General features: G+C 67.0%; 19 protein-coding genes and 4 pseudogenes. 15 read left to right on the forward strand and 8 right to left on the reverse strand.

The features are described 5' to 3' along the window. Positions 1-15 precede the first annotated feature (15 nt). From ABNQ40_RS04820 to ABNQ40_RS04830, 3 genes and pseudogenes are all read left to right on the forward strand, one after another. Positions 16-1,260 carry an adenylate/guanylate cyclase domain-containing protein gene (locus ABNQ40_RS04820; protein ID WP_391345648.1) on the forward strand — a complete coding sequence of 415 codons (1,245 nt, stop codon included), beginning with the start codon at positions 16-18 and terminating at the stop codon, positions 1,258-1,260. A 93-nt stretch (positions 1,261-1,353) separates the two neighbouring features. Continuing rightward, a complete protein-coding gene (locus ABNQ40_RS04825) occupies positions 1,354-1,845 on the forward strand; it encodes an Rrf2 family transcriptional regulator (protein ID WP_109050828.1) in 492 nt (163 codons plus the stop codon). A 285-nt stretch (positions 1,846-2,130) separates the two neighbouring features. Continuing rightward, positions 2,131-2,839 (forward strand): annotated as a pseudogene (locus ABNQ40_RS04830) (IS6 family transposase). Between the two features lie 295 nt (positions 2,840-3,134). On the opposite strand, the pseudogene ABNQ40_RS04835 reads toward ABNQ40_RS04830, so the two are convergent. Together ABNQ40_RS04835 and ABNQ40_RS04840 are read right to left on the reverse strand one after the other, a co-directional pair. Beyond that, a pseudogene (locus ABNQ40_RS04835) lies at positions 3,135-3,582 on the reverse strand (carboxymuconolactone decarboxylase family protein). An 83-nt stretch (positions 3,583-3,665) separates the two neighbouring features. Beyond that, positions 3,666-4,418, reverse strand: a complete 753-nt coding sequence (locus tag ABNQ40_RS04840) for an SDR family oxidoreductase (protein ID WP_109050830.1) — start codon at positions 4,416-4,418, stop codon at positions 3,666-3,668. 259 nt (positions 4,419-4,677) lie between these two features. On the opposite strand from ABNQ40_RS04840, the gene ABNQ40_RS04845 reads away from it, so the two are divergent. Beyond that, a complete protein-coding gene (locus ABNQ40_RS04845; protein ID WP_109491060.1) occupies positions 4,678-6,273 on the forward strand; it encodes a winged helix-turn-helix domain-containing protein in 1,596 nt (531 codons plus the stop codon). 123 nt (positions 6,274-6,396) lie between these two features. Here the strand turns inward: ABNQ40_RS04845 and ABNQ40_RS04850 are convergent. Next, a pseudogene (locus ABNQ40_RS04850) lies at positions 6,397-7,356 on the reverse strand (IS5 family transposase). A gap of 270 nt (positions 7,357-7,626) precedes the next feature. Here ABNQ40_RS04850 and ABNQ40_RS04855 point away from each other — a divergent pair. The 5 genes and pseudogenes from ABNQ40_RS04855 to ABNQ40_RS04875 all read left to right on the forward strand — a co-directional run bounded on the left by ABNQ40_RS04855 (position 7,627) and on the right by ABNQ40_RS04875 (position 13,317). Then, positions 7,627-8,784, forward strand: a complete 1,158-nt coding sequence (locus tag ABNQ40_RS04855) for an ABC transporter substrate-binding protein (protein WP_109048592.1) — start codon at positions 7,627-7,629, stop codon at positions 8,782-8,784. A gap of 60 nt (positions 8,785-8,844) precedes the next feature. Further along, positions 8,845-9,879 (forward strand): branched-chain amino acid ABC transporter permease, encoded by a 1,035-nt coding sequence (locus ABNQ40_RS04860; RefSeq protein WP_109048593.1) that lies wholly within the window; start codon positions 8,845-8,847, stop codon positions 9,877-9,879. Further along, entirely contained in the window at positions 9,872-11,647 is a 1,776-nt protein-coding gene (locus tag ABNQ40_RS04865; RefSeq protein WP_109048594.1) for an ATP-binding cassette domain-containing protein, read from the forward strand. Before ABNQ40_RS04860 ends, ABNQ40_RS04865 begins: the two co-directional genes overlap by 8 nt. Beyond that, a pseudogene (locus tag ABNQ40_RS04870) lies at positions 11,647-12,363 on the forward strand (ABC transporter ATP-binding protein); the annotation flags it as partial. The gene ABNQ40_RS04865 and the pseudogene ABNQ40_RS04870, both read left to right, overlap by 1 nt. Before the next feature lie 324 nt (positions 12,364-12,687). Next, positions 12,688-13,317 (forward strand): TetR/AcrR family transcriptional regulator, encoded by a 630-nt coding sequence (locus ABNQ40_RS04875; protein WP_158285542.1) that lies wholly within the window; start codon positions 12,688-12,690, stop codon positions 13,315-13,317. A gap of 69 nt (positions 13,318-13,386) precedes the next feature. Here the strand turns inward: ABNQ40_RS04875 and ABNQ40_RS04880 are convergent, their stop codons facing one another. From ABNQ40_RS04880 to argE, 5 genes are all read right to left on the reverse strand, one after another. Beyond that, complete coding sequence (locus tag ABNQ40_RS04880; RefSeq protein WP_109048597.1) at positions 13,387-13,752, reverse strand: RidA family protein; 366 nt, start codon at positions 13,750-13,752, stop codon at positions 13,387-13,389. A gap of 128 nt (positions 13,753-13,880) precedes the next feature. Then, positions 13,881-14,423, reverse strand: coding sequence for a MarR family winged helix-turn-helix transcriptional regulator (locus tag ABNQ40_RS04885; protein WP_109048598.1), 543 nt, complete (start codon positions 14,421-14,423; stop codon positions 13,881-13,883). 133 nt (positions 14,424-14,556) lie between these two features. Then, positions 14,557-15,777, reverse strand: a complete 1,221-nt coding sequence (locus ABNQ40_RS04890) for an alpha-hydroxy acid oxidase (RefSeq protein WP_109048599.1) — start codon at positions 15,775-15,777, stop codon at positions 14,557-14,559. Continuing rightward, a complete protein-coding gene (locus tag ABNQ40_RS04895) occupies positions 15,774-17,102 on the reverse strand; it encodes an MFS transporter (RefSeq protein WP_109490784.1) in 1,329 nt (442 codons plus the stop codon). Before ABNQ40_RS04895 ends, ABNQ40_RS04890 begins: the two co-directional genes overlap by 4 nt. A 26-nt stretch (positions 17,103-17,128) precedes the next feature. Then, positions 17,129-18,481: an acetylornithine deacetylase gene (gene argE, locus ABNQ40_RS04900; RefSeq protein WP_109048600.1), complete on the reverse strand. Its 1,353-nt coding sequence runs from the start codon at positions 18,479-18,481 to the stop codon at positions 17,129-17,131. 581 nt (positions 18,482-19,062) lie between these two features. Between argE and ABNQ40_RS04905 the strand changes: the two genes are divergently transcribed. The 6 genes from ABNQ40_RS04905 (at position 19,063) to paaN (ending at position 24,795) form a co-directional block, all read left to right on the forward strand. Then, positions 19,063-20,157, forward strand: a complete 1,095-nt coding sequence (locus ABNQ40_RS04905) for a diiron oxygenase (protein ID WP_109048601.1) — start codon at positions 19,063-19,065, stop codon at positions 20,155-20,157. 117 nt (positions 20,158-20,274) lie between these two features. After that, complete coding sequence (locus tag ABNQ40_RS04910; protein WP_109048602.1) at positions 20,275-20,730, forward strand: MaoC/PaaZ C-terminal domain-containing protein; 456 nt, start codon at positions 20,275-20,277, stop codon at positions 20,728-20,730. 1 nt (position 20,731) lies between these two features. Beyond that, entirely contained in the window at positions 20,732-21,502 is a 771-nt protein-coding gene (locus ABNQ40_RS04915) for an enoyl-CoA hydratase/isomerase family protein (RefSeq protein ID WP_109048603.1), read from the forward strand. Between the two features lie 2 nt (positions 21,503-21,504). Further along, a complete protein-coding gene (locus ABNQ40_RS04920) occupies positions 21,505-21,954 on the forward strand; it encodes a Zn-ribbon domain-containing OB-fold protein (protein ID WP_109048604.1) in 450 nt (149 codons plus the stop codon). After that, on the forward strand, positions 21,951-23,105 hold the full coding sequence (locus ABNQ40_RS04925) for an acetyl-CoA acetyltransferase (protein ID WP_109048605.1): 1,155 nt from the start codon (positions 21,951-21,953) through the stop codon (positions 23,103-23,105). The genes ABNQ40_RS04920 and ABNQ40_RS04925 overlap by 4 nt, the downstream gene beginning before the upstream one ends. A 22-nt stretch (positions 23,106-23,127) precedes the next feature. Then, positions 23,128-24,795, forward strand: coding sequence for a phenylacetic acid degradation protein PaaN (gene paaN / locus ABNQ40_RS04930; RefSeq protein ID WP_109490785.1), 1,668 nt, complete (start codon positions 23,128-23,130; stop codon positions 24,793-24,795). Positions 24,796-24,845: the final 50 nt, after the last annotated feature.

A 24,845-nucleotide genomic window follows, 5' to 3' on the forward strand; every position in this document is an offset into this window, starting at 1 on the left:
ATCCGGAGGGAGGTCATGAGACACCTATCCAGCCGACCGGCGACCACCCATCCCTGGCCTGCCGGTGCCGGGGAACGCCACCGGCTTCACGGTTCCGCACCGATCCTGGACATCGTGGAATGGCTGGCTGGCGATGATTGCCATGCCATGGACGAAGCGGCGTTCATCGCCGGGCTGGGACGACGCCTGCGGTCGGTCGGGTTGCCCGTCGACCGGTTGACGCTGCACCTGCGCACGCTGCATCCGGAAATTCTCGGCCGCACCGTCGCCTGGGCTCCGAACGAACCGGTGGAAATTCACGACCGGGAGCATGGCATGGAGGTGTCGGCCGGCTTTCTCGGCAGCCCGGTGCGGCGGGTGATGGACAGTGGCGAGACATTGCTGGTGCGGCCGACCGATCCGACGGGTTCGCCCTGGCCGCTGATGGACGTCTTTGCCGGGCGCGGCCTGTCCGAACTGCTGATCGTGCCGCTCGACACCGCCGATGGACCGGCCAGCGCCGCCGCCTTCGGCACGGTGAAGCCGCGCGGATTCTCCGCCGGCGAACGCGCCGCGCTGGACCGGATTCTGCCGGCGCTGCGCAACAGCTGCGAACTGCGGACCTTGCGGCAGGTGGAGCTGACGCTGCTCGACACATTCGTCGGTCCGGGAACGGCCCGGCGCATCCTGGCCGGCCATATCCGGCGCGGCCAGATGGAGACGCTGCACACGGCGTTGATGCTGTGCGACATGCGCGGCTTTACGAGCCTGTCGAACCGTTTGCCGGGCGCCCGAGTGCTGGAACTGCTGGATCTCTATTTCGATCAGGTGTTGCCGGCCGTGGCGGATGCCGGTGGTGAAGTCCTGAAGTTCATGGGGGACGCCGTCCTGGCTTTCTTCCCCGGCAGCCCGCCGGAAGCGGCCTGCGCGGCGGCGCTGCACGCGGCCGAGGAGGCCTTCGCCCGTCTCGCCGCCTTCGCCGCGACCGATCCGCCGTTGGCTGCGACCATCGCCTTGCATTACGGGGAGGTGAGCTATGGCAACATCGGGTCGGGGCGACGGCTGGACTTCACCTTGATCGGACCCGATGTGAATCTGGTCAGCCGCATCCAAGCCGTGGGCAGCCTTACCGATCGTCCGCTGCTGATGTCCCGGCGCTTTGCCGAAATGCTGCCGCCTGCTCGCACCGCGCTTGCCGGAACCTACAGCCTGAAAGGGTTTACAGAACCGGTCGACCTCTATGAACGGCTCGGCCCGCAACCGGAATTGCCGCCATTGTAATGCCGGCGTGGAAAGCAACGGCCGGATCGGTCGATTGCGGGTTCTCAACGGTACGGGTATAATGAGGTAGAATTTATGCAGGTTTGATTGGCGATGCGCTTGTCGAGCTATACGGATTACGCGCTGCGGCTGCTCATGTACCTCGCTGTGCGGCAGGAGGGATTGCCGACCATCAGCGAGATCGCGCAGGTGTACGGCATCTCGAAGAACCACCTGATGAAGGTGGCGCACGACCTCGGACGCGGCGGCTACATCGAAACGGTGAGGGGACGGAACGGCGGGCTGCGCCTCGGCCGCCCGGCCGACCAGATCCGGATCGGCGAGGTCGTCCGCTACACCGAACAGGACATGGCCATCGTGGACTGCATGGGGGCGCTGCAGGACGCGCCCCTCTGCCGGCTGAGTCCTGCCTGCAACCTGCGCAGCGCCCTGCATGAGGCGTTGCAGGCGTTCCTGGCTGTCCTTGACGACTACACGCTGGCCGACATCGTCCGGCATCGCCGAAGCATGGCGTCGATGCTCGGCCTTCCGCAGCCTCCCGTTTTCCATACCGCAGGGCGGGTGGAGGCGGAGCCGGGCTCTTGACCGCGATCGATCGGGGCTTCATCGCCACCTCGGATGAAGCGGGGTGCGTGAGTGAGCGGTACCGGGGCGGCTTAGGGAAGCGAGGCCCCGCCTAGCTTTTCCGACCGGTGCCACAGCCGCTCGGTCCGCGCGTCGTCGTCGGCCCAGGGATGGACGCCCTGCCCCGATTTCTCCGGTGTGCACCGTGGCGACGTCGTAGCCCTCGCAACAGACACCGCCGAGGCGGTCGAGTTGCGCTCACTGTCAGGTTGGCGGTTGGTGGCCCGATACGGCAGGTTCCAAGGCATGGGCGCGTTGTCGAACCCGTACCGCGGCTTCCGCTTCCCGGCCGAGATCATCAGCGATGCGGTGTGGCTGTATCGCTGCTTCAGCCTGAGCCTGCGCGAAATCGAGCTGATCCTGGCGGCGCGCGGCATCGAGGTAAGCTACGAGACTATCCGGGAGTGGGGCCTGCGCTTTGGCCGGGAGTTTGCTACCACGCTCAAACGCCGTTGACCCTGGCCGGGCGGCAAGTGGTTGCTGGACGAGGTGTTCATCCGCATTCGCGGCAAACAGCACTGTTTGTGACGGGCCATCGCCCAGAACGGCGTGGTCCTCGACATCATGCTCCAGAGCCGGCGCAACAAGAAGGCGGCCAAACGCTTTTTCGCAAGCTACTAAAAGGGTTGTGGTGCGACCCGCGTGTCGTCGTGCTTGACAAGCTGAAGTCATACGCGGCAGCGAAGTCGGATCTGAAGATCGGCGGCGAATACCGACAAAGCCGATATCTGAACAACGCCTGCGAAGTCTCGCATCAGCCGACCCGCCGGCGCGAACGGCACATGGGGCGGTTCAAGTCCGTTAGGCATGCCTAACGATTTTCTTCACCTGCTACCCAATCCACAACCATTTGCAGTTGCGCTTCCATCTGATCTCCGCCAAGTGGTAACGTGCCGCCCGAGCTCGCGCCTTCACCATCTGGTGCGAGGGGACCGGCATCGCACTGACCGCCTGAAACATCCAGAACGCAGGTTGTTCAGACCGTCAGTTCACCAACCGACCGTGAAGTTGACAGTACTGCGCCGAGGCATAGCAGCACGCCTGCCGTCCTGTTTTTTCCGGGGGGCGCCGCAGCGGCGCCGACCGCGGAACGGTCGCCGGTGACGCTTGCATCGGCGACGGCGGCCCCCCTGCCCTCGATCCTGTCCATTTCCTCATTCCCTGTTGGGTGTGACCGGCCGCCACCGCCGCGTCGGGGTGTCCCCGGAGGGGAGCGGCGGCCGATCGCTGCCGCTCCCCTCCGCATCCGCTCAGGCCTTGGCAGCCACTGGGAGACGGAAGGGGGCACCCAGCCGGTTGAAGGCGTTCATCGCGGCGATGGCGATGGTGAGATCGACCAGAATCCTTCGGCTCGAACGCCGCAGAAGCCGCCGCATAGGCAGCGTCCGACGCGTGGGTTTCGCTGACGCGGGTCACCTCCTCGGCCCAGGCCAGGGCCGCGCGCTCGGTATCGGAGAACAAATGCGGGACCTCCTCCCACACCGGCACCAGCGTGACCTTGTCGACCGACATCGTCTTGCGGAGGTCGCGGCTGTGCAGATCGATGCAGTGGGCGCAGCCGTTGATCTGCGAGACCCTGAGGAACACCAGGTGGATGAGTTCCTCGGGCAGGTTGGTGCTCTTCGTGACGTAGTGATGAACGCCGAACAGAGCCTTCGCACCATTGGGCGCGACCTCGTGCCAAGCCAAGCGTGCCATGTTCTTTACCTTTACTGGATATGATCGATTGCGGTGCCCGCTTCGCCGGCCGATGGCCGCCGCGGGGGTGTCTTCGAAGTCCTTCAGCGCGCGGTCTGCCGGCCAAGCCAGTCCTCGAACCGGACGGTGCCGAGGCGGGGGTTCCGGCCGGGGGTCAGCGATTGATCGTTGAGAACGTCGCCGAAGTAGCGCGCGTGGATGTCCGGCACGACCTTGCGCGTGTCCTTCGTCGCCAGCAGGAAGCGCCGGACCAGATCGTCGAGCGGGATCGCCTCCGGACCGGCGACCTCGAGCGTGCCGCCGACCGGAGGCGCGAGGGTGACGTCGGCGAGCGCCGCCACCACGTCGTCGGAGGCGATGGGCTGGATCAGCGCCGGCGACAGGCGGATTTCCCCGCCGACGATGGCCGACTGCGCGATCCCGCCGACGAATTCGAAGAACTGCGTGGCGCGCAGGATGGTGTGGGGAATGCCGGACGCCTTGACGAGACTTTCCTGGGCGACCTTCGCCCGGAAATAGCCGTTGCCGGGAAGCCGTTCGCTGCCGACGATGGAGAGGGCGACGTGGTGGCGGACGCCGGCCGCCGCTTCGGCGGCGAGCAGGTTGCGGCCCGAGGTCTCGAAGAAGTCGAGGACGGCCTCGTCCTCCCACACCGGCGCGTTCGCCACGTCGACGACGACGGCGGCTCCGTCGATCGCCTGGGCCAGACCCTCGCGGGTGATGGTGTTCACCCCCGTCTTCGGGGAGGCTGCGAGCGCATCGTGGCCGCGTTCGCGCAGCGTCTTCACCAGCTTCGATCCGATGAGGCCGGTGCCTCCGATGACGACGATCTTCATGGGGTCTCTCCGCTTTTCCCGACGGGAACCAGCGCCGCCGATGGGATGGAGAATGCCTGGGCGTACCGGGGAAGTCCTTGCGGCGGGCTTGGATTGCCGTTCAAGAACGCTTGTTTTTCCGTCCAAGCGAGCCAGGCGGCGCGCCTTGACGCGAACGGTGAAGCCGGCAATGCGCCGCTGTGCTATCACTGGCATGGAGCGTTCGCCCGTCGTCCCGGACAGGGAGCCGAGGGGCATCGGCCCCGGGGAGATGGCGACCTTGCGGTTCACGTTCGGAGAGTGTGTGCTCGATCAGGAGCGCCGGGAACTGACCCTGCGCGGGCAGGTCGTGGGCGTCGGCCCGCAGGTCTTCGACCTGCTGCTGCATCTCGTCCGCAACCACGACCGCGTCGTCAGCAAGGACGACCTGCTGGAGGCGGTGTGGAACGGACGGATCGTCTCGGAATCGACCATCACCAGCCACATCAACGCGGTCCGCAAGGCCATCGGCGACAGCGGCGATGAGCAGCGCCTGGTCCGCACGGTCCCCCGCAAGGGGTTCCGCTTCGTCGGGGCGATCGAAGGCGGCGCGACCGGGGAGACATGGCAGCCTGGCGGAGCGGAAATCGCCAGCCGCGCGTCCGGCGAAGGCAGGGAGACACCGTCCGGTCCGGCCCTGCCGGGCAGGCCCTCGATCACCGTGCTGCCTTTCCAGAACCTGAGCGGCGACCCCGAGCAGGACTATTTCGCCGACGGGGTGGTGGAGGACATCATCGCTGCCCTGTCGCGCATCCGCTGGCTGTTCGTCATCGCGCGCAACTCGAGCTTCGCCTACAAGGGCCGGGCGGTGGATGTGACGGAGGTCGGCCGCGAGCTGGGCGTCCGCTACGTGCTCGAAGGCAGCGTCCGCAAGGCCGGGAACAGGGTGCGCATCACCGGGCAGCTCATCGACGCGACAAGCGGGACGCATCTCTGGGCGGAGCGTTTCGAGGGCATGCTCGACGACCTTTTCGAACTGCAGGACCGGATCGCCGAAAGCGTCGTCGGCGCGATCTCGCCGCAGCTCGAGCGGGCGGAGATCGAGCGCGCAAAGCGCAAGCCGACGGAAAGCCTGGACGCCTACGATTACTACCTCCGCGGCATGGCGAAGCTGCACAGCGGAACCCGCGAGGCGATCGACGCGGCGCTGCCCCTGTTCCACAAGGCGACCGAACTCGACCCGGAATTCGCATCGGCCTATGGCGGGGCGGCCTGGTGCCATCTCTGGCGCAAGGTGAACGGTTGGATGACCGACCGGCCCCGGGAGATCGCCGAGGGGGTCCGGCTGGCGCGGCTGGCGGTGGAGTTCGGCCGCGACGACGCGGTCGCCCTGACGAGAGCCGGGCACGCGCTCGGTCACTTCGCCGGCGATCTCGATGGCGGCATCGCGCTCATCGACCGCGCCGTGTTGCTCAACCCAAATTTCGCCCCGGCTTGGTTCCTCGGCGGCTACCTGCGCGCCTTCCGCGGTGAAACGGAAAGCGCGAGCGAGCATTTCGCCCATGCCGCCCGCCTGAGCCCGCTGGATCCGGAGATGTTCCGGATGCAGGCAGGAACGGCGCTCGCTCATTTCTTCGCCGGGCGCTACGATTGCGCCGCAGCCTGGGCGGACAAGGCGTTGGGGAACCTCCCCGGCCTCCTGGTCGCTATCGCCCTGACGGCGGCGAGCCACGCGCTCGCCGGGCGGATGGAGGACGCGCGGCAGGCGATGCGGGGGCTGCGCGCACTCGACCCGACCTTGCGCGTCTCCACGCTCAAGGAGTGGCTGCCGATCCACCGTACCGAGGATATCACGCGGTTTGCGGAGGGGCTGAGACTGGCTGGGTTGCCGGAGTGAACCCGGCGCTCGTCTGAAGCTTTGACAGATGCCGTTTTGCGTCACAAGCCGCCGCTTCCGGCCGGCCGCGACTTTGGCGCACAATTCGGCGTGAGAGCAGAGTCCACCCGCGGCCGGTGGTGATCAGGCGCCCTTGCGGGAGGAGGGCATTCCCAAGCTGGTCATGATGTTCATGACTTTGCAGCCACAGGCGGTCTCGGCCTTCTGCGTGGGCAGAGTCCGGGCGCGCAGGGTGCGCCCGATCAGTTGCTTGTAGCGCATCATCGCGACCTCGCCCAAGGAGCGGCGGCCGTAGCGGACGTCCGGCTGCCAGCCCTGCCGACCACGCGCGGCAATCCCACGGATGTGGCCGTCGCGTTGGCTGGGGGCGCCGGCAGCGGTCTCGCTCGGCACCGCGGTGGAATGATCACCTCGGTGTCGGGTGTGTGGGCGGCGACAGCGCAGTAGACCGGCTCACCGTCATTAGGCGCTGTCCGCCAGCACCGTGCCGATCGGGCGCTTGATCTGGTCGAGCCGCTGGCCGACCAGCGAGGCATCGCCGTCCTGCATGGTCGTCAGCTCCGAGGCGAGGATCTCGCCGGTATCGGGATCGACCGCCAAGTGGAACTTGCTCCAGCTTCGGCGCGCCTGGCCTCCATGCTTTTCCAGGTGCCGCTCGCCTTTCCCGAACACCTTCGGCCCGGTCGGATCGATCACCACATTGACTGGCCCGTCCGTCCTGGACAGCGCTGACGCGACCTCCAGATTGGCGCTGCGCCGGGAGAAGGTCGTGTGATCCGGAACCGTCAAATCCAGGCCGAGCGGGCGCATGAGCGAGCCCAGCAAACCCTCGGTCTGCCGCCATGGCCGGCCGAACGCAAGACGCAGCATCAGCCCCGCTTCGATGGCGACGTCGGAGTAACGTGCTGGCCGCCCGCGTCGGCCCGAAGCCGGCGGCGTCCAGGTGGCGATCGCCTCCGGCGTCACCCAGATCGTCAGGTCACCGCGCCGACGCAGCGTCGCATCGTAGGCTGACCAGTTCTCCACACGGCACCGGGCCCGCGGGATCTTGTGGCGGCGGGTCTCATTGGCCTTGTACGGCATCAGCGGCTCGACTTCCGCGGGCCGCCGCTAAACCCGCTCGCCCTCCCGACCTCCACCCGCCCGGGCCTTGTGCACCAACGTCCATCACCACCATAACCTCGCGCCTGCCATCAAACTTTGCAACAGAGCCATCCCCGGACAGTGTCATCAACCAACTATTGACCGACCGGACGGACTATAATAGTTTTGATGCAAGGGCGCCAATGCCCAGACGGCGCATGACGCCGTGGCAACGCGAAAAACGCGCAAATCAGGGAAGGAGACGGCTGGATGCAGCTCCAGAGGAAGACGCTTACCGCTTTGGCGATCGGCTCGGCGTTGTTGTCGAGCTTCCCGGCCAAAGCCGATCTCACGGTTGGCGTGATCGTTTCCGCCACAGGACCGGCGGCGTCGGTCGGCGTGACGCAGCAGCGCACCGTACAAATCCTGCCGAGAGAATTCGGCGGCGAGAAGGTCAACTGGATTCTGCTGGACGACGCATCGGACACCACCACCGCGGTCAAGCATGCGAGGAAACTGATCGGCGAGGACAAGGTCGACATCATCGTCGGGCCGAGCCTGACGCCGAACTCGCTGGCCCTGCTCGACCAGCTCTCCGAAACCGGCACGCCGATGCTGAGCCTCGCCGGTTCCGGTGCGATCGTGGAACCTGTCGATGAAAAGCGGCGCTGGGCTTTCAAGACACCGCAGAGCGACGGGCAGATGGCCCAGGCGATCGTCCAGCACATGGCCTCGCATGGGGTGCGTTCCGTCGGCTTCATCAGCTTCAACGATGCCTACGGCGAAGGCTGGGCAAAGTCGCTTGGCGCGCTCGCCGAACGCAACGGCATCAAGATCGTTGCCTCGGAACGCTTCCAGCGGACCGACACCAGCGTCACCGGTCAGATCCTGCGATTGATCGGCGCCAATCCCGACGCGGTGTTCGTCGCCGCATCAGGCACGCCGGCCGTCCTGCCGCAGGCGACGCTGGCCGAGCGCGGCTTCAAGAAGCCGGTCTATCAGACGCATGGTATCGCCAATAACGACTTCCTGCGCGTCGGCGGCAAGAATGTGGAAGGCACGCTTTTGCCCGCCGGTCCGGTTCTGGTCGCGGAGCAGCTGCCCGACAGCCACCCGGCCAAGGCGCCGGCGCTGGAATTCGTCCGACTGTACGAGGCGCTGCCCAACGCCGGCATGCGCTCAACCTTCGCGGCCTATCTGTGGGATGCCGCGCTGATCCTGAAGGCCGCGGTTCCCAACGCTTTGAAAACCGCCAAGCCCGGTACGTCGGAATTCCGCAAGGCGCTGCGCGATTCCATCGAGGAGGTGAAGGACGTGGTCGCGACCAACGGTGTCTACACCATGTCCCCGACCGACCATCTCGGTCTCGACGAGCGCAGCCGGGTGATGGTCCGCATCGAGAGCGGCACCTGGCGGCTGGTCCGGTAAGCCGGTCCAGCCCGCATTTGTCCAGGCAACACTCCAGTCAACTCTGGGAGAGGCCGGATCATGGACCTGTCGATCTTCGGTTTTCTCGTTCAGGACGGTCTGGCCACCGGGGCCGTCTATGTGCTGCTGGCGGTCTGTCTGGTGATGGTGTTCACCGTCACGCGGATCGTCCTGGTGCCGCAGGGAGAGTTCGTCTCCTTCGCCGCGCTGACACTGGCTGGTTTCGAGCAGGGGCAACGGCCGGGCCTCGCCTGGATCCTGCTGATCGCCGGCGGAATTGCCTTCGCAATGGAGCTGTACGGCGCATGGCGCCGCCGGACCCGCCGCGGACTGGCGGTGGCCGCCTTCAGCTTTCTCGCCCTGCCTGCCGCGCTTTCCGCAGCGGCGCTGGTCGGAAACGCCCTGCCATGGGCGGCCCAGGTGCTTCTGACCTGCGCCATGATCACGACGCTGGGTCCCATCCTCTACCGGGTCGCGTTCCAGCCGATGGCGATGGCCAGTCCGCTCTACCTTCTGATCGCCGCCATCGCGTTGCATTTCGTTCTGGTCGGCAGCGGGCTCTACCTGTTCGGGCCGGAGGGGGTGCGCACCGCGGCCATCCTGGACGGCTCGACCGAAATCCTGGCGATGCCGGTTGCGTTCCAGACGCTGCTGATCGTCGCCGCCAGCCTGGCGCTCAACCTCGTGCTCTTCGCCTTCTTCGGCTTCACGCTGCTGGGCAAGGCTTTGCGGGCGACCGCGGTCAACCGGCGAGGCGCGCAGCTCGTAGGCGTCAGTCCCGATTATGCCGGACAGGTCACCTTCGCGCTGGCCGCCGCCATTGGGGCGTTGTCGGGCATCCTGATCGGGCCGGTCACCACGATCTACTACGATTCCGGCTTCATCCTCGGTCTCAAGGGCTTCGTTGGGGCGATCATCGGCGGGCTTGCCGCCTACCCGGCGGCCGCACTGGGAGCGCTGGCGGTGGGGCTGTTGGAGGCATTCTCCTCCTTCTGGGCCAGTGCCTACAAGGAGGTCATCGTCTTCACCCTGATCGTCCCGATCCTGCTCTGGCGTTCCTATGCCCATCTCACGGTGGATGACGACCATGAATGACCGCCCCTATGCCCGGTGCCTGAAAGGGCCGCTTCCCTGGCTTGCCGCCGCCCTGCTGCTTCCCCTGGTGCTTGGTCCCTATCACGTGGCGCTGCTCGGCTACATCATGATCGCTTCGCTGGTGACGCTGGGCCTGACCCTGCTGACCGGCGTGACCGGGCTGGTTTCCTTCGGGCAGGCCGCCTTCGTCGGGATGGGCGCTTACACGACCGCCTATCTGACGACTAGGTGGCAGCTTTCCCCCTGGCTCACGCTTCCCATCGCCCTGCTCCTGACCGGAGCGTCGGCGGCGGCGATCGGAGCGGTGACCTTGCGGATGAGCGGCCATTTCCTGGCCATCGCGTCGCTCGCCTGGGGGATAAGCCTCTTCTATCTGGTCGGGAATCTGCCCTGGTTCGGCGGCTTCAACGGGCTGTCCGGCATTCCGCCCCTGACCCTGGCCGGCTTCGACCTCCGGGGCGAGGTACCGATGTACTACGTCATCCTCCTGTGTGCCGCCGCCAGCTTCCGGGGGGTTCTGAACCTGCTGGACTCGCGGATCGGCCGGGCGATCCGTTCGATCCGCCATGGCGGGGCGCTGGCCGAGAGCGTCGGGGCCAATCCGGCGCGGCTGAAGATCGCCGTGTTCACGCTGGCCGCAATGCTGGCCGCCCTGGCCGGCTGGCTCTATGCCCACGATCAGCGCTTCGTCAATCCGACGCCCTTCGGCATCCATATGGGGATTGAATACCTATTCATGGCGGTGATCGGCGGCGCATCCAGCGTCTGGGGTGCCATCGTCGGCGCCGTCGTCGTCACCCTGCTGCGCCAAGTGCTGGAGGACACGCTGCCCGCCCTGCTCGGCCAGACCGGCAATTTCGAGATCGTGGCGTTCGGTATCCTGATGCTGCTGGTGCTGCAGCGGGCCAGGCAAGGGCTATGGCCCTGGCTGATCGAGCGGCTGGGCGTCCGCCGTCCGGCCTCCGCTGTGGCGCCCATGGCGATGCCCGGCATCCGCACCCTCCCGGCGCGCGGCGAGCCAGTGCTGAGCATCGAGGGGGTGCAGAAGAATTTCGGTGGTCTGGTGGCGGTCAACCGGCTGTCCTTTCAGGTGGAGGCCGGCGGCATCCTCGGCCTGCTCGGCCCCAACGGGGCGGGCAAGAGCACCATGTTCAACCTGATCAGCGGCGTGCTGAACGCCAGCGCCGGCGAGATCCGCTTCCTCGGCCGCCGCATCGACCGGTTGCGCAGCCGTGCCATAGCATCCTGCGGCATTGCGCGGACCTTTCAGCACGTCAAGCTGGTGCCGTCGATGACGGTGCTGGAGAACGCGGCGCTGGGCGCTCATCTGCGGGGGCGCAGCGGGCTGCTCCGCTCCTTCCTGAGGCTGGACCGGGCGGAGGAGGCCCGTCTGCTCGCCGAGGCGGCGCATCAGCTGGAGCGGGTCGGACTGTGGACGCAGCGCGACGAACTGGCGGCCAACCTGCCACTCGGCCAACAGCGTGTCCTGGAGATTGCCCGCGCACTGGCGGTCGATCCGGTGGTCCTCCTGCTCGACGAGCCGGCAGCCGGTCTGCGCTACAAGGAGAAGCAGGCGCTCGCCCGGCTGCTGCTGCGGCTGCGCGACGAAGGGGTCGCGGTGCTGCTGGTCGAGCACGACATGGAATTCATCCTGGGGATCACCGACCGGCTGGTAGTCATGCATTACGGCCAGAAGCTGGCCGAGGGTGCGCCGCGCGACGTCCAGGCCAACCCCGATGTGCAACTGGCCTATCTGGGAGCCGAGTGATGGCTGCGAGCATTCTTGCCGAGACCGAGGATTTGCGCGTGTGCTACGGCCGGGTGGAGGCGCTGCACGGCCTCTCCGTCCGCATCCACGAGGGGCAGGTCGTCACCGTCGTCGGCGCCAACGGGGCAGGCAAGACCACCTTGCTGTCGGCGCTGATGGGGCTGCTGCCGCACACCGGGCGCATCGCTTTCCCGCGCTGGCCCAATGCAGCCCTGTCGGTGCAGGAACGCATCGGCGCCGGCCTCTGCCTCGTCCCGGAAAGCCGCGATCTGTTCGGCACCATGCCGGTGGAGGACAATCTGAGGCTCGGCGGCTTCAGCCGCCGGCGGGACCGCGGCTATTCGGCCGGGCAAAGCCTGGAGGAAGTGTTCGCCCTGTTCCCCCGGCTGAAGGAGCGCAGGCGCCAGACCGCCAACACCCTATCCGGCGGCGAGCGGCAGATGCTGGCGCTGGGCCGCGCCCTGATGGCGAAGCCGAAGCTGCTGATGCTCGACGAACCCAGTCTGGGTCTGGCGCCGCTGGTGACCAAGGAGATCATCGCCGCCGTGGCGGGCCTGCGCGATCACGGGGTGTCGATCCTGCTGATCGAGCAGAATGCGCGGGCGGCGCTCGCGGTCGCCGACTACGCCTATGTGATGGAGACGGGCAGCATCATGCTGGAGGGACCGGCCGAAGCCGTGGCCCGCGATCCCCGCGTCGTCGATTCCTACCTCGGCACCCGCAAGGCGGAATCCGGCGCCGTCGAACGAGGACGTTGTCCCGGCTCCGCATCCCCGGCTGCGGACTGCTGGGAGCTAGAGCACGGTGCGTCGGCGTCGATTTCCGCAATCCGGTTTCAGAAGGGCGTCCATCATAACGGATCCGGCGGCGTGGCCGCCGTGATCCACGCGCTCAACACCGAAGTTGCCGGACTTTTCGGCCGTATGCACGCGGGGTGATGACGGGCTGCGTGGAAAAGTTTACCGGACTTGACAAGCCGACGGGCACGGCGCGATATCCCGACTGAGCGGTCGGATTTTGCAGAGAAGGAGTTTTTGGCCGTGGCCCGCACGCGCGCAATCGATTTCGACGACAAGCAGCAGTTGATCCTGGACACCGCCGCCGATCTGTTCGCCAGCAGGGGCTTTGCCAGCACGTCCATCAATGAGGTGGCGGTGGCCTGCGGCGCATCGAAATCCTGGCTCTATCACTACCACAAATCGAAGGAGGCGATCCTTTTCGCCATCCTGTCGACCCACATCAAGGAGATCCTGGTCCGTGCCGTGGAGGTGTTCGACGAGGCGGATGCGCCGGAGAAGCGGTTCCGCAAGTTCCTGCACGAGATCATGGATATCTATGCCGAGGCGCGCAGCAAGCACGTCGTGCTGCTGAACGACATCGGCAACCTGCCGCCGCAGCAGCAGGACGAAATCCGTGCTCTGGAGCGCCGCATGGTGGAGCATCTGATCCGCCTGCTGCGCGATCTCAATCCTGGACTGCTCGACGAGCGGCAGGCGCAGAAGGTCTATGCCATGCTGTTCTATGGGATGGTCAACTGGACCTATACCTGGTTCGACCAGAAGGGGCCGTTGGCACCCGGCGAACTGGCGGACCGGATCGGCGACCTGTTCCTCAACGGCTTCATCGGCCTGTCGGCGGCAAACGGGAAACCGGCGGCCTCCGCCGCCTGACGGGTCCGCCCCGGACATGCTTTCTGCAAACCGCGTCGCGGCGGACCCCCGCAGGGGCCCGCGCCGCGTTCAAGCGTCCGGTTCGGTGCCCAAATCCGCTACGACGGTGATTTCCACGATCGCCCCGGCCAGCAACTGCGCGATCACCGTCGTCCGGGTGGGAGGATTGGCGGGGAAATAGCGCGCGTAGACGGCGTTGAAGGGCTGGAAATCCTTCTCGTTCGCCAGGAAGACGCTGGCGGAGACCACATCGCCAAGCGACGCGGCGTTCGCATTGAGGACAGCTTCGATATTCCTGAAGATCTGCCGGGTCTGCGTTTCGATGTCCGGCGGGGCCATCCGCCCCGCCTCGTCGAAGGCGACCTGACCGGAAAGGAACAGCAGATTGCCCGCGCGTCGGGCAGGGGACAGCGGTACCGACTTGGGGTCGAGCATGTTTTGGAACCCTCCAGATTGACAAATCGCGGGGCGATCGCCGCGGTCCCTGCCAGCATCCCGGCCGGTATCCGGGCACGGCGCCTCCGACGCCGACTGCTCGCCGGCCCGATCCTATTGGCCCGATCCTATCGATCGTCCGGGACGCTTTCGGCGGGAGCATCGCCGGCGATCCCCCGCAGTCCACGGGAGGCAATGCCGACGCTGCCCTTGTCGATCACATCGAGCAGCGCACTGAGTTCGCCTCTTTGCTTTTCACTAAGACCGGCCCACAGCTCGTTCTCGATCGAAAGGCAGATCTTCGTCAGGTCATCGAGAACGGTTTGACCTTGCCGCGTCAGGTGGACCTCGGCCCGCCGCTTGTCGCGTTCCGCGGCGTTGCGCTCCGCATAGCCAAGCTCGCACAACTGGGCAATCGCGCGGCTGGTGGCGAACTGATCGAGGCCCGCGGCGTGGCGGATTTGCCGCGCGCTCATTCCCGGCTTGTCGCCCACGGTCGCCAGAATGCGCCAGGCCGCCTGTGACAGGCCGTAGCGGGGGCCGTAGTAATCGGCCAGCGGTTCGGCCACCCGCGCCGCGATGATGAACAGGCGATAGGGAAGCCACTGGTCGAGATGGAGGCGTTGGTCGCCGGATTTCTCCGGGGCCTTGGCGGAGCGCTTCTTCTGCATGATGGTCGGATTTTCGTTCCTTTGCCGCGGTCACGCAAGCATGAGTTGGTCGTCGTCCACCGTGCGGCCCGTCGCCTTCCCGAACAGGTCCCGCAGTCCGGCAGGCTGACCGCCTGCCGCTGACCCTCCCCCTTCAGGCTTGGAGGGCCAAGGAGCCGGACGGCTGGAGCAGGCTGCCGGGATCGCGCCGCGCAAGGGCGGAATCAGGCGCCGGCGAGCGGATCATGCCGGGATGGAAATCGGCGATAGCGGCCGCCCCCGTCAGCGCCTGGACGACGTCGAGCTCGGCCTTCAGCAGGCCCAGGGCATGGAAGACCGCGGCTTCGCCGCCAGCCGCCAGGGCATAGAGCGTGGCCCGCCCGATCTGGACCGCGTCGGCGCCGAGCGCCAAAGCGCGGGCGATATCGCAACCGGAGCGGAAGCCGCTGTCGATCAGCAGGGTCAGGCGCCCGCGCGCCTCGGCCACGAAATCCGGCAGGGTATCGATGGGAGCCACGGCGCCGTCGAGCTGGCGCCCGCCATGGTTGGAGATCACCAGCCCGTCGACTCCGATCGCCAGCGCGCGGGCGACGTGGGCGGGATCGAGCACGCCCTTGACGATCAGCGGCTTATTCCAGCGGTCGCGCAGCCGCGCGATGTCGTCCCAGCACACCGAGGGATCGAGCTGGCTCTGCATCAATTCGGCAATCGTGTCGGTCCGCTCCAACCCGAGACCGGCGGCCATCACCTCCAGCCGCGGCGCGCCGGCACGCGCCATCTGGAGGCTCCAGCCCGGATGCCGCGCCAGGCCCGCCAGGTTCGCCGGTGTCCAGCGGAAGGGGAGGGTGAAGCCGTTGCGTGCGTCCCGCAGACGCTTTCCCGCCACTGCATTGTCGACGGTGACCTCGATCGCTTCGAAGCCAAGCTCGTCGGCCTTGTCGACGATGCGGGCGGAGAATTCCCGATTTTTGAAGAGGTAGAGCTGCATCCATTTGGCACCGTCGCCCGCTGCGGCGACCTCTTCCTGCGTGCAGGTGCCGGCAGTGCTCATGACGAACGGGATGCCGGCCCGCCCGGCCGCCCGTGCCAGGGCCGCATCCCCCTTCGGCCAGGCCGCGGCGGCAAGGCCGGTCGGACCGATGATCAGCGGCATTTCGAACGTCCGCCCGAACAGCGTCGTCTTCTGGCTGCGCCGGCCGACATCGACAGGAGCGGAGCCCAGGAGCCGCCGGGCATCCAGGGCGGCACGGTTGTAGGCCAGCGTGTTCTCGCTGTCGGCGCCGCCATCATAGAAGTCGAAGATCATCCTGGGCAGGCGGCGGCGGGCAGCCTCGCGGTAATCCGCGATCGATTGCGGGTCTGCCGAACGGGTCATTTCTGTTGTTCCCTCATAAGTGCGGAAGAGGTCGTCATCGGTGGGGCGATTGCCGAATAGCGCACCCGCAGTACGATGAGGGCGACCAGACTGACCGCAGCGGCCGCTCCGGCGTAAAGGCTGGGGGCAAGTTTGCTGCCGCTGGCGGAAATCAGCCAGGTGATGATGAAAGGGGCGAATCCACCGAAGACCGTCACCGCGAAATTGTAGGCGAGCGAAAGGCCGCTGGTCCGGGTTCCGGCCGGAAACAGCTCTGCGAGCAATGCCGGGAGGGGGGCGAAATAGGCGGTCGCGAGCAGGCCCAGAATGATCTGCACGACGACCAGCCGTTCGACCGTGGGGGCCGCGGCGAGCCAGACGAACAGCGGATAGATGCAGACGAGGAATAGCGCCGCGGCCGGAGCCATGATGGCAAAGCGCCCGACGCGGTCGGACCAGGCGCCGAACACCGGCGCGAGGCAAAGCTGGATGACTCCGATCAGGGCGACGGCGCTGAAAGCGGCCGAGGCCGGGACACCCAGCTGCCGGATGGCGAAGGTGGGCATGAAGAGCGCCAGATAGGCCGAGACCGTAGCGAGAATGACGGTGGCGATCCCCAGCGCCAGACGTGGCGTCTGATCGACCAGAACGGTGCGCAGCGGCCGGTCCGCAACATTGTCCGGATTGAACTCGGGCGATTCGTCGATCCTGCGGCGGATGTAGACGGCGATCGGCCCGATAGAAAGGCCGAACAGGAACGGAATGCGCCAGCCCAGATCGCCCATCGCGTCCGCCGACAGGCTGGCCGACATGGCGATGCCGAAGGCTGCGGCGAGCATGATCATCAGCCCCTGGCTGGCGACCTGCCAGCTGGCGAAGAACCCGCGCCGCGCCGGGTCCTGTTCGGCCAGCAATGCCGTGGCGCTGCCGAACTCTCCGCCGGCTGAAAGCCCTTGGATCATCCGTGCGACCGTCATCAGGATCGGTGCTGCAATTCCGATCGTCTGATAGGTCGGAAGAACGACGATGATCGCCGTCCCGATCATCATCATGAGGATGGACAGGTTCAGCGCCGCCTTGCGTCCCTTCCGGTCCGCGTAGCTTCCGATCAGGATCGCGCCCAGCGGCCGCATCAGGAAGGCGACACCGAAGGTGGCGAAGGAAAGAAGCAACGAGGCCGTCTCATCGTCACTTGGGAAGAAGAGTCTTCCGATGACCCCGGCGAAGAAGCCGTAGACCGCGAAGTCGAACCATTCCAATGCGTTGCCCACCGACGTGGCGACGATGACCTTCCATTGCGCGGCGCTTACGCCGGTCTGGCGCGCTTGTGTCGCGCCTGGGGACATGACCACACGGCTGTTTCCGGTCGAAGTCATCCGATCATCCTCCTGCCGTCGCCGGTCCCGGATGCTGTGGGTGCGGGATCTTGGGAAGGAGCGGAAATCGGGGAGCCCGCAACGGCACCGCACATCCTGGCGACAAGCTCCGTCAGCACACGTTCACAGCGCCGGATTTGCGCGAGGTCCACAAATTCATCCGCTCTATGGGCCTGGGCGATGTCTCCCGGTCCACAGACCAACGTGGGAATGCCCGCCTGGTGGAAAATGCCGGCTTCGGTGCCGTAGGCGACCTTGCGCCCCATGTGGTCGCCGGTGAGCTCACGCACCAGCCGGGTGAAGGGCGATCCATCCTCCGCTTCGAACGCGGGTGCGGAGGCAAGCCGCTCCAGGGTAATGCATCCGCAGGCATTGCGCGTCCGCATCTCGGGAAGAAGCCGGCCAAGCGCGTGATCTTCGATCTCACGGAAAATGGCATCGGCCGGGACGCCGGGAAGATTGCGGAACTCGAAGGTGAAGTCGCAGTCGGCCGGAACCGTGTTGACCGCGATCCCACCGGTGACGAGACCCGTCTGCAAGGTGGTGAAGGGAACGTTGAACCCTTCGGAAAAGGGCCCTTCAGTGGCGAAGCGGCCGGCGATCGACTGGATATGGACGATCAACCTTGCCGCATATTCGATCGCATTGATGCCTTCCGGCGCCAGCGAGGAATGGCGAGCCAATCCTCCGACACGGCAGCGGGCGACATTGGCGCCCTTATGGGCATTGACGACCTGCATCATGGTCGGCTCGCCGACAATGCAGCCGTCGGGTATGAGCCCCTGGGCGACGATGTCCTCGACGAGAGCAGGCGCTCCCAGACAGCCGACCTCCTCGTCATAGGACAGGGCCAGATGGATCGGCGCGGCGAGGGAGCGGTCGGCGTGGGCGACCGCCACGGCGATTGCCGTACCGACGAAGCCCTTCATGTCGCAGGCTCCCCGACCATACAGGCGATCCTGCCGGATGTCGGCGGAGAACGGGTCGCTGGACCAGGTCTGGCCATCGACCGGCACTGTGTCCACGTGACCGGACAGGCACAGCCCACCGTCCAGCCGTCCGTCGCCGGTGGGAAGGCTGGCCAGGAGATTCGCCTTTGCACCGGACCTGTCATGGGTCGTGCGGCAGACGAAGCCGAGCCCGGAAAGCCGGTCCCGGACCTCCTCGATCAATCCCAGATTTGAATTGCGGCTGGTGGTGTCGAAGGCGATCAGACGGCCGATCCAGTCGATGGCAGTCTCGCCCGGTCCGGTCCGTCCCAAGCAATCCGCCTGGTCCCGCGGCCCTGCGCCGGTTGGCAGCAGCGGCGCGGTCGGTATCCGACCAGTTTCATTTTCTGCAATTTTCATACGGAAGCATCCCTAACCGTTAGCCCAAACGATCCCGGGCATTCGGCGCGCAAGGGTTTGCGCGGCGCCGTTGCGTAATTTTCCGGGGTTGGCTCCAGTCCGGCATGTCGGAACCTTTGTGATCGCAGCATGCCGATCCCGAGGAAATCAGCGTTTTATTTGCGTGTCAATTGCAATCTGCAATTAAAAATCGGGACTAACCCTTCGGCCCGAGTGCTGCCCGCGGGGGGCGTCCGCGTGCTGGCACGGCCCTACCGGGTTCAATTTTCAAAACTCGTTGAAGAGGGGCCGGCACCGGTTGCGCGCCCTTTTCAGACAACCTTGCTTGTTCAGGCCCCCCAGACGAGCCGCGGCTGGCGAGGACGCTGCAAGGCACTTGGCGGGCAACTGGATCGGACACAGTCAAGGCGGTTGCCCGGCGTCGCCGCATTTCCCGACCGACCGGACGAAAAATACATTGACCGACCGGACGGTCTTTCATAAGCTGGTTTCACGAACGAACGATGCCGGCCCGCCCGATGCAGGCTCCAGGGGGCGGGTTCGGAAGCAACCAGTCAAAAGTTAGAAACAAGGATGACGTCATGGACGGCACCGCCACCCAATCAGCGCAGCATTCGGCCGACCTGCTGAGAACCCCGCCCGGCAACCCGACCGAGGAACCGGATGCCGAGGCGATCCTGTTCGACGGCGCCGCGCCGCCGCCGTTTCCGGATCTCAACATCTTCCCGCTCAGCTGGCGGACGGAGACGCCCAAGCTGAACGAGCTGTACGAATCCTCCCGCGATCCAGGCTGGAACCCGTCGCGGCTGCCCTGGCACACGCTGAATGTGGAAGATTACACGCTGGATCAGCGCTATGCGCTGGCCTACTGGTGGGGCCTGCTGTCCACCTTCGACGGCTCGGGTCCCGTGGTCTTCGCCCGGACCATGATCCACACCTTCGAAACGCACGAGGAGGATCCGGTCCGCAAGTGCTTCTTCTCGATCACCCGCGACGAGATGCACCATGAGGAGGTCTGCGGCCGCGCCATCCAGACGCTGACCCCCGGCGGGCCGCTCGGCTACGTGCCGGAAACCATGCTGGGCAAGCTGGCCCAGAACAATGTGCAGTGGCTCTACCACAATGGCGCGCGATACTGGGACAGCTTCAAGAACGCGGTCCACAAATATCCGCTGCCCATCCTGTTCACCTCCTTCCTGATGGGGGAGGTGGCTTCGGCGACGCTGTTCAACGGCATGTACAAGTCGACCACCATTCCGGTCTTCAAGGAAGCCTTCCGCTGCATTGGCCAGGATGAGGCGCGGCACATGGGCATCTGCATCGCGGTGCTGGAGCGCATCCTGCCGGCCCTGACCGACGAACAGCGCACCATGATCACCAAGCAGATCCGCGCCGGCTTCGTCTTCCTCTCCGCCGTGCTGTACGAGCCGCCGCGCGATTTCTGGGAACTGCCGCCGACCTTCAACGACGCCAACCGGCGGCTGGAGGAGGTGGCGCGTTCCGCTGGGCTCGGCATCCTGACGCTGGAGCAGCGCCGCGAGAACTGGCGCAACGCGGTGCTCAAGATGAAGGGCCTGCTGGAGCCGCACGGGATCGTCTTCCCGGCCCTGCCGGAGGTCGGCATCGACGGTGAAACCGTGGCTTTCGATCCCGAAGACATCATCCCGGTCTTTTGACGGTCCTCCCTCGGCCTCGCCGGGAGCCTGCTCCCGGCGGCCTTTTTCGGACTGCGGGAGCCTGCTCCCGGCGGCCCTTTTTCGCACCGCACAGGAAAATCAGGGGAGGGACCAGGGTTGCGGAATTTTCTGGAGAAGCATTTCGACGAGCTGGAGGTCGGGGAGCGCTTCGTCTCCCGTGGCCGGACGATCACCGAGGCCGACATCGTCGCCTGGGCTTCGCTGTCGGGCGACTGGTACGTGCTGCACACCGATGCGCACCATGCGGCCCGCAGCCGTTTCGGCCAGCGGGTGGCGCACGGGCTGCTGGTCCATGCGGTGACCACGGGTCTCGGTGTGCCGCCGGACGCCCCGGCGATCATCGCAAATTACGGCACCGACACTCTGCGTTTCGTCGCCCCGACCTTCATCGGCGACACCATCCATCTCGAATCCGAAGTGCTGGCCAAGACGGTCAAGCGCGAGGGGCGCGACGGGGTGGTCAAGCTGCAATGGAACGCGATCAACCAGAACGGCACCACCGTGATGGTCAGCGACCTGCAAATCCTGATGGCTTATGCGGGAGGGCAGTGAGATGAGCGCCGATGCCATCCGGCTTGACCGCCAGGGAGCCGTCGCGGTCGTGACGCTGAACCGGCCGGACTTGAAGAACAGCCTGCGCCTGTCCGACATTTCCAGGCTGTCGGCAGTGCTGGACGACATTCCCGGCCGTGGCGCGCGCGCACTTCTGCTGCGCGGCGAGGGCGGATCCTTCTGCGCCGGGCGCGACCTGAAGGAAACCGATCCGGAGACCGACGACACGCTGGCGATCCTGCGCGACGTGATCAACCCGGTGTTCCTCAAGTTGCGCGACCTGCCGATTCCGACCGTCGCCGCGGTGAGAGGACCCGCTCTGGGCCTCGGGCTCGGCCTGGCACTCGCCTGCGACGTGACGTATGTCGCGGAGGACGCGGTGCTGGGCAGTCCGTTCCGCAATATCGGGGCGATCCTCGATTCCGGCGGGCACTATTTCCTGGCCGACCGCATCGGGCCGCACCGCGCCATGGAACTGATCGTCAGCGGCCGGCTGATCTCCGGCCGGGAGGCGGCGGCGATGGGCATCGTCAACCGGGCCTTCGGTGGGCTGGATCTCGATCAGGCGGCCGGCGGGTTCGCCCGCTCCGCCGCCGCCGGGCCCACGCTCGCTTTCGGCTTCTCCAAGGCGATCCTGCGCGTGGCCCGCAAGCTGGAGGACGCGCTGGAACTGGAGGCCCGTTATCAGGCTGAGGCGCTGCGCAGCAACGACGCCCGCGCCGGTATCCGCGCCTTCCAGGAGAAGCGTAAACCCGTCTTCACCGGAACCTGACCATGACAGGCGTCCCCCACACCGACCGGCCAAACCTCTCCACCCTGTCCCCGCGTGCGCGGTTTCTCGCCCACTGCGCGAAGGGCGAGTTGGCCTTCCAGCGTGACCCGGCGACCGGCCGGGCGATCTTCTATCCCCGCATGGCCGCTCCCGGCAGCGGGGCCGAGCATCCGCCGTGGGAGGTCTCGGCCGGCATCGGCACCGTTTACAGCACCACCTGCGTCCGCTCGCGCGACGGCGACCACAATGTGGCGCTGATCGACATGGAGGAGGGGTTCCGCCTGCTGAGCCGGGTGGAGAGCACCGCCCCCGATGCGGTGCGCATCGGCCAGCAGGTCCGGGTGCGCATGCGCACCGACGATGGGGAGGACCCCTATCCGGTCTTCGATCCGCTGACCGATGGTTCGGTGACCGATTGTCCGGAGACCGATTTGCGGGATGGTGCGCGATGAGCGGAGCGCTGCGCGGGGCCACCGCCATCGTCGGAGTGGGTGAAGCCGGCATTCCGGTTCTGCCGGAGGGGGCCACCCCGGTGGATGCCATGGCGCTGGCGGCGGTGCGCGCCGTCGCCGACGCCGGCCTCTTGCTGAAGGAGGTGGACGGGGTGTTCGCCGCCGGGCTGCAACTGTTCATGCCGACGCTCAGCCTGTCGGAATATCTCGGGCTGACGCCGCGCTATTCCGACAGCACGCAGGTCGGCGGCGGCGCCTTCCTCGCCCATCTCAACCATGCCCAGGCGGCGCTGGCGGCCGGGCTGTGCGACGTGGCGCTGATCGCCTATGGCAGCACCCAGCGCAGCGGCGGCGCCAAATTCGTCACCCATTCGGAGCCGAACCCCTACGAGCGGCCCTACCGGGTGCCGGGTCCGGTCGCCGCCAACGCGATGATCGCCGCCCGGCACATGCACCTCTATGGCACAACGCCGGAACAACTGGCTGAAGTGGCGGTCGCCGCCCGCGCCTGGGCCGGTCTGACGCCGGGTGCCACCATGCGGGAACCGCTGACCGTGGCGGAGGTGCTGGGGGCCCGCCGGGTCGCCGATCCGCTTGGGGTGCGGGACTGCTGCCTCGTCACCGACGGGGCGGGAGCGGTGGTTTTGGTGCGCGCCGACCGCGCCCGCGACCTCGCCCGCCCGCCGGTCCATCTGCTGGGGGTGGGGGAGGCCGTCAGCCACCGCTCCATCGCCCAGATGCCCGACCTGACCGTGACCGCGGCAACGCAGTCCGGGGCGCGCGCTTTCGCCATGGCGGGGCTGGCGCCTGCCGAGGTGGACGTGCTTCAGCTCTACGACGCCTTCACCGTCAACCCGATCCTGTTCCTGGAGGATCTCGGCTTCTGCGCCAAGGGGGAGGGCGGGGGCTTCGTCGCCGGCGGGCGGATCGCGCCCGGCGGTGCCCTGCCGATGAACACCAACGGCGGCGGCCTGTCCTACGGGCATCCGGGCATGTACGGGATCTTCACCATCATCGAGACCGTCCGCCAACTGCGCGGCGAGGCGGGGGACCGGCAGGTGGCGGGGGCGCAGGTCGGGCTGGCGCATGCCCCCGGCGGCTTCATGTCCAGCCAGTCCACCGCCATCTTCGGCACCGCCGCGACGCTGTGAGCGCAAACGAGGAGTGATGTCCATGAGTGTCGCCGCCGCCCTGTTCGAGACCCACCGGTCTCTGCTCGACCGTGCCGTCGCCGCCATCGAGGCACGCGGTTATTGGAGCGCCTTTCCCGAGGCGCCGAGCGGTCGGATCTATGGTGAGACTGCTAAGGACAACGGGCTGGCTGCTTATCGGGCGCGGCTCGGCCAACCTTTCGCGCTCGATCTGCCGGGCACGCGGGGCTGGACCGGGCGGGAGCAATCTCCTTACGGCTTCGACCTTGGCATCACCTATTCCGACTGTGACCTCGACGCGCTGCTCGCCGCCGCCGTCAAGGCCATGCCCGGCTGGGCTGCTGCGGGGCCGGAGGCGCGGGCCGGCGTGGCGGTGGAGATCGTCAAGCGGCTGAACGCGCGCTCCTTCGAGATCGCCCATGCCAGCATGTTCACATCCGGGCAGCCCTTCCTGATGGCCTTCCAGGCGGCCGGCCCGCATGCCCAGGACCGGGCACTGGAGGCGATTGCCTATGCATGGCGCGAGATGTCGCGGATCCCGAGCCATGTTCGCTGGGAGAAGGCGCAGTCCAAGAGCGACCCGCTGGTGATCGAGAAGGACTTCCGCATCGTTCCGGCCGGGGTGGGCGTGGTGATCGGCTGCGCCACCTTCCCAGCCTGGAACGGCTATCCCGGCCTGTTCGCCAGCCTCGTCACCGGCAATGCGGTGGTGGTGAAGCCGCATCCGCAGGCGATCCTGCCGCTGGCGATCACCGTGGAGGTGGCGCGCGAAGTGCTGGGGGAGTCCGGCTTCGACCCGAATCTCGTTACCCTGCTGGCCGACACGGCGGAACGGCCGCGCACTGTCGAGCTGGTCGAGCGGCCGGAGGTGGCGCTGGTCGATTTCACCGGCGGCCCGGCCTTCGGCGACTGGCTGGAGCGCAACCTGCCCCACGCGAAAGTCTTCACCGAGAAGGCGGGCGTCAACCTTGCCATCCTGCATTCCACCGACGATCCCAAGGGGATGGTGCGCAATCTGGCGACCTCTCTCTGCCTCTATTCCGGCCAGATGTGCACGACACCGCAAAACCTGCTGGTCCCGGCGGACGGCATCCGGACGCCCGATGGCGTGATGCCGGTTGCCGCCTTCGTCGCGGCGCTGGACGAGGCGATCCGGGCCTTGACCGCCGACCCGGCCGGGGCGGTGGAACTGCTCGGCGCCATCCAGAGCGATGCGACGCTGGCCCGGCTGGAGGGGTTCGCCGACGACCCGCGCGTCCTGATCCCCTCCCGCCCGATCACCCATCTCCGCCACCCCGACGCGAGGGTCCGGACCCCGCTGCTGCTCGGCGCCACCGCCGACGATCCGTTGGCCCGGCGGGAGCTGTTCGGGCCGATCGCGGTGCTGGTCGCCACCGACGGGATCGACGCCGCGGTGGGTCTCGCCCACGACCTGACGCGCCGGGCCGGTGCCATCACCTGGGTGGCGCACAGCACCGACGATGCGGTGGCGGAGCGCATTATGGACGCCGCCGCGGCGGCCGGGGCCAGCCTTGCCTTCAACCTGACCGGGCCGTTGCTGGTCAACCAGTCGGCGGCCTACAGCGATTATCACGTCAGCGGGGCCAACCCGGCGGGCAATGCCAGCCTGACCGACACGGCGTTCGTCGCCGCCCGCTTCCGGGTCGCTCAGACGCGCCGCCCGGCGTGATGCCGGCCCCCACACCCAACCGAATGAAGAAGCCGGCAAAAGCCGAAGAC

Source organism: Azospirillum sp. A23 (assembly GCF_042938965.1).
GTDB lineage: Bacteria > Pseudomonadota > Alphaproteobacteria > Azospirillales > Azospirillaceae > Azospirillum > Azospirillum melinis.